General features: G+C 37.3%; 13 protein-coding genes. 4 read left to right on the forward strand and 9 right to left on the reverse strand.

Features of this window, described 5'->3' with window-relative positions; all coding sequences use genetic code 11:
* Positions 1-378: 378 nt before the first annotated feature.
* Positions 379-603 carry a hypothetical protein gene (locus ABU914_RS14590; RefSeq protein WP_379670437.1) on the reverse strand — a complete coding sequence of 75 codons (225 nt, stop codon included), beginning with the start codon at positions 601-603 and terminating at the stop codon, positions 379-381.
* Positions 604-861: 258 nt separating this feature from the next.
* On the opposite strand from ABU914_RS14590, the gene pdaB reads away from it, so the two are divergent.
* Positions 862-1623 (forward strand): polysaccharide deacetylase family sporulation protein PdaB, encoded by a 762-nt coding sequence (pdaB, locus tag ABU914_RS14595; RefSeq protein WP_379670438.1) that lies wholly within the window; start codon positions 862-864, stop codon positions 1621-1623.
* Between the two features lie 65 nt (positions 1624-1688).
* Here pdaB and ABU914_RS14600 read toward each other — a convergent pair whose 3' ends face one another.
* Positions 1689-2318, reverse strand: a complete 630-nt coding sequence (locus ABU914_RS14600) for a KinB-signaling pathway activation protein (RefSeq protein WP_379670439.1) — start codon at positions 2316-2318, stop codon at positions 1689-1691.
* A gap of 160 nt (positions 2319-2478) precedes the next feature.
* Here ABU914_RS14600 and gerD point away from each other — a divergent pair, with 160 nt between their 5' ends.
* A complete protein-coding gene (gene gerD, locus ABU914_RS14605) occupies positions 2479-3105 on the forward strand; it encodes a spore germination lipoprotein GerD (RefSeq protein ID WP_379670440.1) in 627 nt (208 codons plus the stop codon).
* A 63-nt stretch (positions 3106-3168) separates the two neighbouring features.
* Here gerD and ABU914_RS14610 read toward each other — a convergent pair whose 3' ends face one another.
* The 3 genes from ABU914_RS14610 to ABU914_RS14620 all read right to left on the reverse strand — a co-directional run bounded on the left by ABU914_RS14610 (position 3169) and on the right by ABU914_RS14620 (position 5640).
* A complete protein-coding gene (locus ABU914_RS14610; RefSeq protein WP_379670441.1) occupies positions 3169-4227 on the reverse strand; it encodes an Mrp/NBP35 family ATP-binding protein in 1059 nt (352 codons plus the stop codon).
* Positions 4228-4392: 165 nt separating this feature from the next.
* A complete protein-coding gene (gene cwlD, locus ABU914_RS14615) occupies positions 4393-5085 on the reverse strand; it encodes an N-acetylmuramoyl-L-alanine amidase CwlD (protein WP_379670449.1) in 693 nt (230 codons plus the stop codon).
* A 120-nt stretch (positions 5086-5205) separates the two neighbouring features.
* Entirely contained in the window at positions 5206-5640 is a 435-nt protein-coding gene (locus ABU914_RS14620; RefSeq protein WP_379670442.1) for a DUF2521 family protein, read from the reverse strand.
* 138 nt (positions 5641-5778) lie between these two features.
* Here ABU914_RS14620 and ABU914_RS14625 point away from each other — a divergent pair, with 138 nt between their 5' ends.
* Positions 5779-6501, forward strand: coding sequence for a WecB/TagA/CpsF family glycosyltransferase (locus tag ABU914_RS14625; protein ID WP_379670443.1), 723 nt, complete (start codon positions 5779-5781; stop codon positions 6499-6501).
* 34 nt (positions 6502-6535) lie between these two features.
* On the opposite strand, the gene ABU914_RS14630 is transcribed toward ABU914_RS14625, so the two are convergent.
* From ABU914_RS14630 to ABU914_RS14645, 4 genes are all read right to left on the reverse strand, one after another.
* The gene (locus tag ABU914_RS14630) at positions 6536-7552 is read right to left on the reverse strand and encodes an LCP family protein (RefSeq protein ID WP_379670444.1); all 1017 of its coding nucleotides are present in this window, start codon (positions 7550-7552) and stop codon (positions 6536-6538) included.
* A 123-nt stretch (positions 7553-7675) separates the two neighbouring features.
* Positions 7676-8845: a CDP-glycerol glycerophosphotransferase family protein gene (locus ABU914_RS14635; RefSeq protein ID WP_379670445.1), complete on the reverse strand. Its 1170-nt coding sequence runs from the start codon at positions 8843-8845 to the stop codon at positions 7676-7678.
* Positions 8838-9236: a glycerol-3-phosphate cytidylyltransferase gene (gene tagD / locus ABU914_RS14640; RefSeq protein ID WP_379670446.1), complete on the reverse strand. Its 399-nt coding sequence runs from the start codon at positions 9234-9236 to the stop codon at positions 8838-8840. The genes ABU914_RS14635 and tagD overlap by 8 nt, the downstream gene beginning before the upstream one ends.
* A gap of 173 nt (positions 9237-9409) precedes the next feature.
* Positions 9410-11737, reverse strand: a complete 2328-nt coding sequence (locus tag ABU914_RS14645; RefSeq protein ID WP_379670447.1) for an SH3 domain-containing protein — start codon at positions 11735-11737, stop codon at positions 9410-9412.
* A gap of 231 nt (positions 11738-11968) precedes the next feature.
* On the opposite strand from ABU914_RS14645, the gene ABU914_RS14650 reads away from it, so the two are divergent.
* Positions 11969-12325 carry a hypothetical protein gene (locus ABU914_RS14650; RefSeq protein WP_379670448.1) on the forward strand — a complete coding sequence of 119 codons (357 nt, stop codon included), beginning with the start codon at positions 11969-11971 and terminating at the stop codon, positions 12323-12325.
* The last annotated feature ends 55 nt before the right edge of the window (positions 12326-12380 follow it).

Here is a 12380-nt window from a genome sequence, read left to right on the forward strand (position 1 = left end):
TTTTCGCTTGGCGTTTTGTTTAGTTTTCAAAGAACGAAGCGATGACTTAAATGATCATCTTTGGTGCCTTGCCCCGAGAAAGCTTACTTCGTTTAAAGCTTGTAGACGCAAAGGCAAATCAGCTACTTAGTAGCCTTTTTCTTCCTCGTCGCTCCAAATGGCGACTTTTTAACTATAACACGCTCACCTAAGTGTTGTCAACTACTTTTTTAAAAAGTTTATTATTATCGAACACCCTGGCTCGCGAGGATCTTTATAATAGCATGGTTTGTCTCAAAAATCAAATGGAAAACTTAACCGATTGTCCATGCTTAAAAGCTCTTTTGCATTCTATAACAAAAGAACTGACTCTCGACATATTGTTTTCTTAATATAATCCTATGGATAAAACTCTTTCTTCTGTCGCATATATTTTGCACAATCTGCTGGAGATGCAATTCGACGGTAAAGATTAAATAATATTTGATATCGTTCTTCCATCGCTCTTTTGACAATGATATCAATTCTAGTATCTTCAAAATCGAACAACAACTCATCCATTTCACGTTTCAATAAATACTCAAGTTCTTGAACTTCCTTAAAATTAACCATAAATCCGAGCATATCCACCACTCCTTCTATTTCTCTACAACCGGCTTTTTCTCTACTGCTCCTCAATTTTATTCATCACCTAAATTCATTCGTAAAAACAAACTTCACTTTAAGAAACGAAACAAACAAATGGTCATTTCTCATTTTTTCCAAAAACAAATTTTTTATCAAAAAAGTTCTTTCTTAAATCAATTTCAAACGTCTTGAAGTATGAACAAGGCTTGACGAGCATACAGATGTAATGAACAACGTATCGTCTAGGAGGATATTATGAAATTTATATTCGTATTCAACGGAAATCGACTGAAACACTACTTAATCATTTTTGTTGCCGCGCTTTTTTCAGCAATCTTATTATATGTAGAGAAAGATGAAGTGGCTGTATTAACAACTACCGAGGAACCACGTGCTGTAGATTCCATTCAAACAAAAGAGAAAGTGATTGCACTTACGTTTGATATTAGCTGGGGTGAAAAACAGGCACTTCCAATTTTAGACGTTTTAAAAAAACATGAAGTTAATGAAACGACATTCTTTATATCTGGATCGTGGGCTGAACGACACCCTGAAACGGTTGAGCGAATTATAGAAGATGGTCACGAGATCGGAAATCTCGGGTTTCATTATGAGCACTATACGACGCTTGAAGATGATGAAATAAAAAAAGACATTCAACTTAGCACACACGTCTTAAACGAGTTAACAAAAAACAAACCGACGTTGTACCGCCCACCAAACGGAAGCTTTGATAAACGAGTGTTAAAAATTCTTGATGAGTTTAACTACACGACCGTTCATTGGAGTGTGAATTCAGAGGACTGGCAAAATCCTGGTACTAATACGATTATAAAAAATGTCATTGAACATGCAGAAGCCGGAGACATCGTTTTATTGCACGCCTCTGATTCCGCAAAACAAACAGCTAATGCGTTGCCAAGTATTATTGAACATTTTCAGAAAAAAGATTACCGTTTTGTTACCGTAACAGAATTAATTGCAGGTACAAAAACAGAAACAAAGGAAATCAAATAAACGTTTGTTTAAACAAAACTAAATTGATGTCAAACAAGCTACTGGATTGACAAAAATCCCTCCGCCTATTTATCGGGCAGAGGGTCCATTTTTTTCTTCTCTAACATTTCTTTTGCACTTTTTTCATTTAATCGATGTAAAATAAGCAGCTGCCACGCATTCGATACGATTAAAACAGTACCCATAATCGTAACCCAATTAAAATCATTCGCTTTTAACACTGGGAACCACTCAATCGTAGTGACGACAATCATCAAAAACAAGGCAGGTACAAAGGCTTCGCGATTTGTTTCCTTTTGTTTAATGTAGGCAACAATAAGACCGATTCCAAGCAAAAGCAATGCAGGAATAAAGTATGGTGCAATCGAATCGCCTTTTTCTGCAAATGTAGAGTAACGCAAATAAACTAAATCAAACAAAACGAACGCAATAATCACAATTTGAACCGCATTCCATAATTTTATTGAACGAAAAATACCGAGTCCAAAACGATGAACCGTTAAATACGCAAAAAAGCCCATCTGGCTTATTAAACTAAAAATACACGATACACCAAAAAGCCAAATCGCCAATGCTAAAAATTCAGGCACATTTTTATATAAATCGGATTGCAAAATTAAACCGGTAATCATACCGACGATAGCACCAATAATTAATGTGGAAAAAAACAAACGAACCCAATTTCGTGAATTCACTCTAATATCCCCCAAACCTACTCGCATTCATTTTTCCCTTTACGATTGTATCAATACAAATCTAAAAAAGCTAGCCGTTTCCTTATTCCACCAAGCATAACAATAAAGAAAACGTGAAAAACTGACCATAAAGAACCTATTTGAAAGGTGTAGACAAATGATGAAGAAATGGACACAAATCATCATCCTTTGTTTCTGCGGAACATTCCTCGTTTCGTGTGCCGCGAACGAAGTAAGGGGAAATGACGTTTCGTATGAAGAAACGAAAAAAATGATGGTTGACATATTGAAAACAGATGACGGAAAGAAAGCCCTTGAAGACATATTGAAAGATGATCACTTTAAGCAACAGATCGTCATGGATCAAGAAACGGTTAAACAAGCGATTGAAGACACCCTCGTATCCGAAAAAGGCAAAAAATTTTGGGAAAATCAGTTTAAAGACGAAAAATTTGCTGAAACATTTGCGAAAAGCATGGATAAACCATTTGAAGATCTACAGAAAGGGCTTATGAACGATCCCGAGTATCAGAAAAAAATGATGAACATTCTCCAAAACCCAGAAATGGAGAAAAATTTTGTAAAATTAATGAAAAGTGATGACTTCCGAGCCCACTACCAAAAACTAATTAGAGAAGCTTTCGAAAACCCGCTCTTTAAAGCCGAGCTTTTCGATATGATGAAAAAAGTCGCCGATGAACAGGTGAAAGCTCAAGGTAACGAAGAACAGAACGGTGGCGGAGGCGGAGGTGGTAATAGACAAAATGGCGGTGAGGGTGGTTCATAACCCTAAAGCTAAAATAAAAGAACCAAAGGAGCCACTTTCGTGGTGCTTTGGTTCTTTATTTGTTTATTTTTCTAGCTTTTTAACAAGTTTAGTTGCAATATCGGCATAAATTTTACCAATCGGGTGAGTTTCTTCGTAAATAGAAGGAGCAAAATCTTTCTCGTCGTCCATCGTTGGCTGACCGAGCGGAATTTGACCGAGTAAATCTGTCTGTAAGTCTTTAGCTAGCTTTTCTCCGCCACCTTTACCGAAGATATACTCTTTTTCACCAGAAGCTTTATTTTCAAAATAACTCATGTTTTCGATGACACCGACGACTTCATGGTTTGTCCGAAGCGCCATCGCACCCGCTCTGGCTGCTACAAATGCAGCGGTCGGATGTGGAGTCGTAACGATAATCTCTTTGCTTGACGGGAGCATATCATGAACGTCTAACGCGACATCACCTGTTCCAGGAGGCAAATCAAGCAACAAATAATCTAAATCGCCCCACTCAACTTCCGCGAAAAAGTTATTTAACATTTTTCCTAGCATCGGGCCGCGCCAAATGACCGGAGAGTTATCTTCGACGAAAAAGCCCATCGACATCACTTTCACGCCGAATTTTTCTGCTGGATAAATTTTTTCAGCAATCACTTTCGGACGAGAGTCAATCCCCATCATGTCAGGAACACTAAAGCCATAAATGTCAGCATCAATAATTCCAACTTTTTTACCGAGACGTGACAAAGCCGTTGCGATGTTTACCGTGACAGTAGATTTTCCAACGCCGCCTTTTCCACTCGCAATCGCAATAAATTTAGTTTTATTATCTGGACGCAAAAGCGGTGGCATTTGTGGATTTGGTTGGTGGCGTGCACCTCCTTGACTTTGTGAACTTCCGTCCAAATTTTCGAAGCGGAGCCCAACCGACTCAGCACCTGCCCCTTTTAACAAATTGACAATTTGCTGTTGTACTTGCATTTGTTCCGCAGTGCCTGTCCGATTAAGCGCGATTTTCACACTGACGTATCCATCTTTTATTTTAACTTCACGGACGCCGCCCGTGTCGACAATACTTTTATGTAAATCAGGATCTTGGACTTGCTGCAAAATTTCTTTTACTTTCTGTTCAGTTAACAACGTCGGTCACCTTCTTCCAAAGTTCTATTTGCTTACGTTAATTAGTATAGCATTAATCGATTCTGAACCTCAAAAAAACCACCTTATTCAGTGAAAGAAATCAGAATTTGTTCACATTATTTGCTCAGCTTACTTCAACGAAGCCGAATGAACATTCAAATAGAATTACTTTTCTGGTGCCTTTTCATTTGTGAAATATCTAAGAATGCCTCGATAAATGGAAATAGCAACTTTATTTTGATAATCTGAATCGGCTAATAGCTCCGCTTCACTTGGATTTGACAGAAAACCGACTTCCACGATCGCACCCGGAATGTTCGCTTCCTTTAAAATGAAAACACTTGATAGCTGTTTCGCATGTCGAGTTGTGTTCTCGAGATTTTGTCGAAGTTCATCTTGAATGAAGCGAGAAAGGTCACGACTATCATCATTTGTCGGATTGTAAAACGTTTGCGCACCTCTCCATCTCGGAGAAGGGATCGCATTTAAATGAACACTAATAAATAAATCACGATCGGAAGCATTAATAATTGCCAATCGGTTGTATAAATCTTTCGTTTTACGGCGGCTATATCCACGTAAATCTTCGGGTGCTAAATCACGATCCGTCTCACGTGTCATAATGACATAAGCTCCCGCTTCTTGTAAGTAATCTCGTAGCATTAACGAAATCTCGAGCGCAATCTCCTTTTCAACTACTTCACCACTTCGACCGACCGCCCCTCCATCTACCCCACCATGTCCAGGATCAATAACGATCACTTTCCCAGTTAATGGTAAGTTCCAGCTCGCATTTGAACCGACGTACGTCTTATATAAATAAAATCCAATCCCAACAAGAAATAAACAACCGATCAATGCCGAACCAATGTAAACCCTTGTTTTCACATTGCTCCCCTCCACGTAAGACAGCCTCTCTTGTACACTTTATTATGAAGCGAACAACAATATAACGTGGAGATGGAATTTTTCAAAATATTAATGTAACCGAAGACGGCGACGCTTTACTCCTTTTTGATAGCCGATACGCCACCACAATTCAATGAATGATTCACACGTAAAATACAACTCTTCGAGCACGACGTCGTACTCCCCCCAAAACAACCAATAATCATACAACGTATTAGTAAATTGCTGAATCACACGCTCGGCCCGTTCTCGAACCATTTGTTCTGTTTCGCCGTAATGACTAAACCGACTGTATGATACACCTTCCAAATAGGCTTCAATTGCAACATCAATGCTCGTCTCTTCTAACTCTCTCTGGATGTACAACGAACGGTCATAATAAGGCAAAAAACGTTTGCGAGCATCTTTAATCACTTCAGTTAACGTAAGTTCCATTAATGCATTTCGTTCAAATAAAAGTCGCTTTTGCTCTTTACGTTCAAAAAAATTTGTTATGACATTCACAAGTATCCCCCCGATAAGCTTGTTTTGTTTAGTTTTTTCCATCAATGTGATGTTATTCAGGAAAAGAGTGGGATCTGAAGCTACAAAATTTGATATAATTGGACATCATCATTGAACTTTAATTTGGAGATAGTATGTATGGATAAAAAAGTGAACATTCTCGATATCGAATTTCATAATACAACAAAGGAAGAAATGACAAACATTTTGGTCGAACGAATTGAAGCAGATGAAAAAACATTTGTTGTCACTGCAAATCCTGAAATTGTAATGTATGCGAATGAGCATCATGATTATAGGCAAACGTTACAAGCAGCAGATTATATTGTCCCTGATGGCATCGGTATTATTATTGGGGCAAAATTGTTAAAACAACCGTTGCAAGAACGTATAGCAGGTTTCGATTTAATGAAAGACCTTCTTCATGTCGCTCACGAAAAATCATTACGCGTATTTTTTTTAGGCGCAAAAAAACACGTCATCGTAAAAGCAATAGATAACATATCAAAGCAATACCCAAATATGAACATTGTCGGATACCATCACGGTTATTTTGATTTAATCGATGAATCGGTACGAGACATGGTAAAAGCAGCCAATCCTGACCTCGTTTTTGTCGCATTAGGCTATCCGAAGCAAGAACTGTGGATTAGAGGGAATTTACCAATATTTGAAAAAGGTGTTTTTATGGGGGTTGGTGGTAGCTTCGATGTTTGGGCTGGCGAAGTGAAACGGGCTCCAGTCTTTTGGAGGAAACTAAACTTAGAATGGCTGTACCGCTTAATTAAACAACCTTCACGTTGGAAAAGAATGTTGTTTTTACCCCGTTTTATTTTTAACGTGATGAAAAAAAGAGCATGACTTTAGCACCATCCTCGTCACGCTCTTCTTTATATTATTCTTCCGTATGTTCACTCGCCATTTCAGTTGGACTCGAAGTGGTAAGTTCAAGATGAGTTTTTAAATCCGTTTTTAACTCGGCTAAAGCTAAGTTGTCGAGTTGCCAATAATAAACGTTTAGCCCTCTGCTATTCGGAAGACGAAGATCATTTCCTTCTAAATTCAATGTTTCAACGACTAAATTTCCGGATATCCCATAATCGATGAATGCTTTCATTTCATCGAACGTCATATTCGTCTTCATATTCGAGCCAATTGCTTCGATTACGTCGCCATATTTAACGACAGATGTTCCTGATGCTGCTCTCTTCAAAATCGCTTTCATAATTTCTTGTTGTCGCTTTCCTCGTTCAATATCGTTATCAAGCTTTCTCGTTCGGGCAAGCGCAAGTGCTTCTTCCCCATTAAGCCGTTGCAGTCCAGCTTCTAACGTAATCGCATTTGGGCGATCTTTTGAATCTTGCTCTGAGAACGTATAAGGGACGTCTACATCAATTCCGCCGAGCGCATCGACAACTTCCATAAACGCTTCAAAATCAAGGCGGACATAATAGTCAACAGGAATCTCTAGCAAGTTCTCTACTGTTTCGATCGTAGCACGCGGCCCTCCATGACTATGGGCATGATTAATTTTCGTTTCATACCCAACTTCAGGAACATACACGCGCGAATCTCGAGGAATCGACAAAAGCTTGACTGATTTTTCATCTTTATTTAACGTGGCAAGCATTAAAGCGTCCGAGCGTCCATTTTCATCATTTCCCCGCTTCTCGCTCGTATCAACTCCAATAAACAACACCGAAACGTTGTCAAAGTTCGGATCGACTCGTTTATCACGTAAATCCGATTTCCCCCGATCGTCAAAAAAAGCATTGCTCATGATGACTTCAGCTTTTTTGTATAAGTATGCACCGTATCCCGTACTTACAATTGCAATTAATAATATTGGAAACACTAAAAACCAAAATACTTTTTTTCTTCTTCTTTTTTTTCTTTGAGCTAAACGTCCCATACTAGGGTTCTCCTTTTCCAAAAAATAAGTAAAATTCAAATTTCGTTAAACTCCATAATACTATGTTTTTCTACAAACGTAAAACATAATTTTATAGATCCCCCAAACCTCGTTTTCATCAAGCTATTCGTCATGTTCAACAGACGTATAAAACGTATCAACGAAGCGTTGGCTAGCATTTCCCGTCGAAAATTCATTCCATTCCTTAGCAAATTCGACAACTTTCTTAAGGTCAAAATTGTTTTCCAGAATGACTTCGATTAGTTCATCAGTTTGTTTTACAACAGGACCTGGAACAAGACTCTCATAAGATTTCCACAGTCCACGTTGTCGTTCATATTCTTCTAAATCATATGCGAAGAACACCATCGGCTTATGCAACAATGAAAATTCAAACGGAATCGAAGAGTAATCCGTAACGAGAATATCCGTTATGACTAACAGATGATTACTGTCATCATAGTTCGATACATCATATACAAAATTCGGATACTCATTCATTACATTCATATTAACAGCTGGATGAAGGCGTAATAACAACACATACTCTTCTCGAAGCGCCTCATACATGTCTTGGATGTTTAACTTTAAGCTTGAAACAGTGAACTCATTATCCCGATATGTTGGAGCATATAAAATCACTTTCTTTTCCTTACTCATCGGGTAGGTTTCCTGTAACGATTGTTTCACTCGCGACATTTCATCCGCATCAAAAAAGAAATCCGTTCTTGGGATTCCGCTTCGTACGATACGTTCATCAGGCAATCCGAAGCTTTCTCGAAAAATGGACGCCATTTTATTACTGCCAACGACGACGTAATGAAAACGATCATACACTTTTTTAAATCGTTTTAAAGCTCGTGGTGAACGTTCTTGAATCGTTCGATCTTTTAATCCGAATTGCTTAATCGCACCCGCTGCATGCCACAGCTGAATGCATCTCACATTTGACTTAAAATCACTCGCAGCCAAAAAACCATAATAATTATCGATAATAACAGTCGTAGATGTCGCAAGGTGGTAAATAGAGCGAAGCCATTGAAGTGGAAAGCGAAGTTCAAAATGTAAAATGGGATGATGAACGTGCTCTTCAAAGTTCATGTGACATTGAGACGTTTTCAAAATAACAATCTGTTCATCCGTTCGTTTTTCAAGTTCTTTTACCGTAAATAAAATATTATCCCCAAAGGAAGCCACAAATGTTGACTTCTTCTTTTGGGGATACCATTTAAAGAACGTAAAAAAGACAGAGAAAACGAACAAATAAATCGATACAGCTAATTCTCTACCCATTTTTCGCATTATTCAAATCTTGCTTTATTTTCGTTGTCGAAATGCCAACCGTTCTTGGCAAATAAACCACTTCGCAGTATTCCTTAAGAAAGTCAAATTCGCCTTCCCAATCATCCCCCATAACGAACACATCAATATTATGATTAACAACATCTTGCACTTTTTGTTCCCACGTATGCTCAGGGATCACCTCATCAACGTAACGAATCGCCTCAAGGATCGCTTTTCTTTGCTCAAACGTATAGTACGCTTTCTTACCTTTTAAAGCATTGAATTCATCTGACGAAATCGCAACAATCAAATAATCACCGAGTTCTTTTGCGCGACGTAAAATATTAATATGTCCAATGTGAAGTAAATCAAATGTTCCATACGTAATTACTTTCTTCATTTTTAAGCCTCCAACGGCATCTTTTAAAACTCAATACTTAATTTTAAACACAACCTCATTCTATTGCAACGATGAATGAAATTCAACAACGTTCCGTTTACTTTTTAGACAAAAGTTTGCTCTAAAAAAGAAATGCCATACACAGAAAAGTTTTTCTGCATATGGCAAATCAATTATTTTTCTTCTAGAAATGTAATACCATCTGAGTGAATCCAACCTTCTAATTCATCATAAATCACTTTAAACCAACTACCATCAACTTCAATAATTTCTAGTTCTGTTTCAGCTGGAATTTGCCCAATAATATTTTCATCGCTTTCATCGGAAGGCGAGTGACGTAAGAGCACTTCCTCAATCGTCATACCTATCTCTTCAACGAGTTCTTCACTTTCTTCTTCAGTTTCTTCTCTATTTGACGTTTCATCTTCTTGGACTGGCGGTGTTTCAGGCTCTACGAGTTTAGTAGAATCATCCTCTTTTATCGGTTCATCTTCAGATTTAAAAATTTCATGTTGCTCAAACGACTCAAGTAAATTCTGAGAAGAATTTAATGACATACGAGTAGACGCGCTTACTGGTTCAGGAGAAGGCCCAGGCTGATTATTAAATTTAGGCACATCAAAAACCAATATATAATTGTCAAGCGTATTATAAATTTCAGCAATTCTATTCGTTTGCAATACAGCCCATTGCACGTGAGTTGCATATTGTGGATATCCTGGACTTACTGGATTCCACTTCATTTTGTAAAGAGTATCTTGGCCACGCGTTATATAACTATTAATGCTTGCGGCACCCCCAACAATAGCATCATATGGCGTAAACCAACCTTGGTCAAACGCATATTTAGCTCCCCCATTTATTGGGTCACTATCTACAGCCCCATAACCATACATATTGTAGACGGTATGTTTAGTTCGGGATGTTCTAGCCGGCTCACCATTTGAATCTCTTGTTACTTTTCCGTTTGCATCTACAGGTACTCCATTTGCTAACGTAGAACCACCATTTCCAGTTTCATGCAAAGCATGTGCTATTAAATAAGCTTCATTAATATTATGTTTCTTACCAGCATCTATAAAAGCTTTTGCCATATTTCTTAAAATACCTTTATTATAAAGTATTTTCTCATTTACTTCTTTTTCGTTTAGTCCTGCAGGCTGAGACAAAACTAAAAACTGATAAAACCCTGTTGTGCCTCTAGGAAAGTTAGCTGGGTTAGCATAATACTCAACTTCTTGACGTGTTGCATTAATCTTACCTGCCCCATCAGATTTTGCTCTTTCTCCTATCATTTGAGCATCTACCATACTCTTAAACGAGTAATTATAATGTGTGTAGTTGACAATATCTTCAGTCGTCACATCGCTCTTATGAATATAACCCGTATGTGGCTTCCCATTCAAGTAGACTGTCGCTTCATACCAATTTCTCGATAGTTCACGAAACTTTAAGATTGAATGCTTCTTATAGCTTTTTAGTAACTTTGAACTTCTTGAAGCCCCTGCATACACATGCGTTGGGCTTTTTAATGCTCGTCCATCTAATCGCTTTTGCGAGTTTACTAGTTGGTCGACGTGACTTTTACTGATGTAACCGGTTGTTGGTTTTCCTTTTATATAGACAGTCGCCTCGTACCAGTTACTAGTAAACGTACGATATTTTAATTGGCTTCCTGAAGCATACGACTTTAATTTTTTTGCACTTGTAGATGCTCTTGCATAAACAGATGTTGGAACTTGAGTTCCTATTCCTCTTAATGTTTCTCTATCTTTTTCAGGAATTGCATTCTCTACGTGCGATTTATGAATATAACCTGTTTGGCGCTTTCCATTAACATAAACTGTCGCTTCATACCAGTTGCTAGTAAACGTACGGTATTTCAAAATTGAACCCGCTGCATATGTCTTCCATGACGATCTTGTTGAAGCATTTTTATAAACAGCGGTCGGTTGGCGTAAAGCAACCCCAGTTAGTGAACTTTGATTTTCAGTGGCATTATCAACATCTTGTCGATGAATATAACCCTTTCTAGGTTTACCATTTATGTAAACTGTTGCTTCGTACCAATTGCTAGAAAACGTACGATATTTTAAAATTGCACCAGTAGCATAATTTTTTAATGAAGATTTTCTTGAGGCATTCGCATAAACATGGGTAGGATTTTTCAATGCAACACCGTGTAACTCTTTTTGATTTTGCGTTGCATTTTCAACGTCATTTTTGTGAATAAAACCTCGTTCCCATTTTCCATTTACCTTGACAGTTGCACGATACCAGTTGTTGTTATAGTCTGTATATTTTAAAATAGAACCTGACTCATAAGACTTCCAACTGCCGGAATCTGTCGATGTATCTTTATATACGTGAGTCGGATTTTTCAATGCAATTCCGAAGTACGTGTTCGCTGCATGAACAGTCGATGGTTGCATTGAAACAACAAAAATCAATGAAACTACTAAACTAACGACAATAGTGATTAAAGATTGTCTTTGTTTCAAAAAGAAATATTCCCCCTTGTATTTATTAAAAAGTGTTAAAGTTAGATTTCCCCCCTTTGCATGAAGAAAGTTATACCTATTATTACAGGATTAGACAAAAAAGTTAAGGATTTTCTAAAAATAATTAAACTAAATTGACTTTCACTAATTATCATTTTCAACTTAAGTATACTATAATAACTGAGTGGACAACCGATACTTCTAATAAATAAGATCTTGAGGTGTACTGTAATGTTACTTACAAAATTATTAAATAGATTACGAGTGAAAAAAACAAAGCAATTAAAAAATAAATTGAGCCTCGTTCAAAAAGATAATACTATTTTTATTAATGGAACATTCAGTAACACAAATTACATTATAAAAGGATTGTGGTTCGTATCTAGAAACGAAAATCAGACAATCAAACTAAATTCGGAACAGGCATCTTCTGAATTTCAATTTGAAATTAATTTACTTAATAACGATAAATTTATTCGTGGAGTTTCCGATATTTTTGATTTATTCCTCTATGTAAGTGTTGCGAAAAAAGATCTACCTAAAAATAAATATAAAGAACTACAAAATATAATGGACCCAAGATTTTAGACAGCAAGAAAGGATATGTTAAGGTAGGTTTATGAAACAAAAAAGGAAACGATAT

It is taken from the genome of Pueribacillus sp. YX66, assembly GCF_041725775.1.
Classification (GTDB): domain Bacteria; phylum Bacillota; class Bacilli; order Bacillales; family UBA6769; genus Pueribacillus.

Coding starts and splice junctions, on each gene's coding strand:
- ABU914_RS14590 (WP_379670437.1), bottom strand. CDS start 603: ATGCTCGGATTTATGGTTAATTTTAAGGAAGTTCAAGAACTTGAGTAT.
- pdaB (WP_379670438.1), top strand. CDS start 862: ATGAAATTTATATTCGTATTCAACGGAAATCGACTGAAACACTACTTA.
- gerD (WP_379670440.1), top strand. CDS start 2,479: ATGAAGAAATGGACACAAATCATCATCCTTTGTTTCTGCGGAACATTC.
- ABU914_RS14625 (WP_379670443.1), top strand. CDS start 5,779: ATGGATAAAAAAGTGAACATTCTCGATATCGAATTTCATAATACAACA.
- ABU914_RS14630 (WP_379670444.1), bottom strand. CDS start 7,552: ATGGGACGTTTAGCTCAAAGAAAAAAAAGAAGAAGAAAAAAAGTATTT.
- ABU914_RS14635 (WP_379670445.1), bottom strand. CDS start 8,845: ATGGGTAGAGAATTAGCTGTATCGATTTATTTGTTCGTTTTCTCTGTC.
- tagD (WP_379670446.1), bottom strand. CDS start 9,236: ATGAAGAAAGTAATTACGTATGGAACATTTGATTTACTTCACATTGGA.
- ABU914_RS14650 (WP_379670448.1), top strand. CDS start 11,969: ATGTTACTTACAAAATTATTAAATAGATTACGAGTGAAAAAAACAAAG.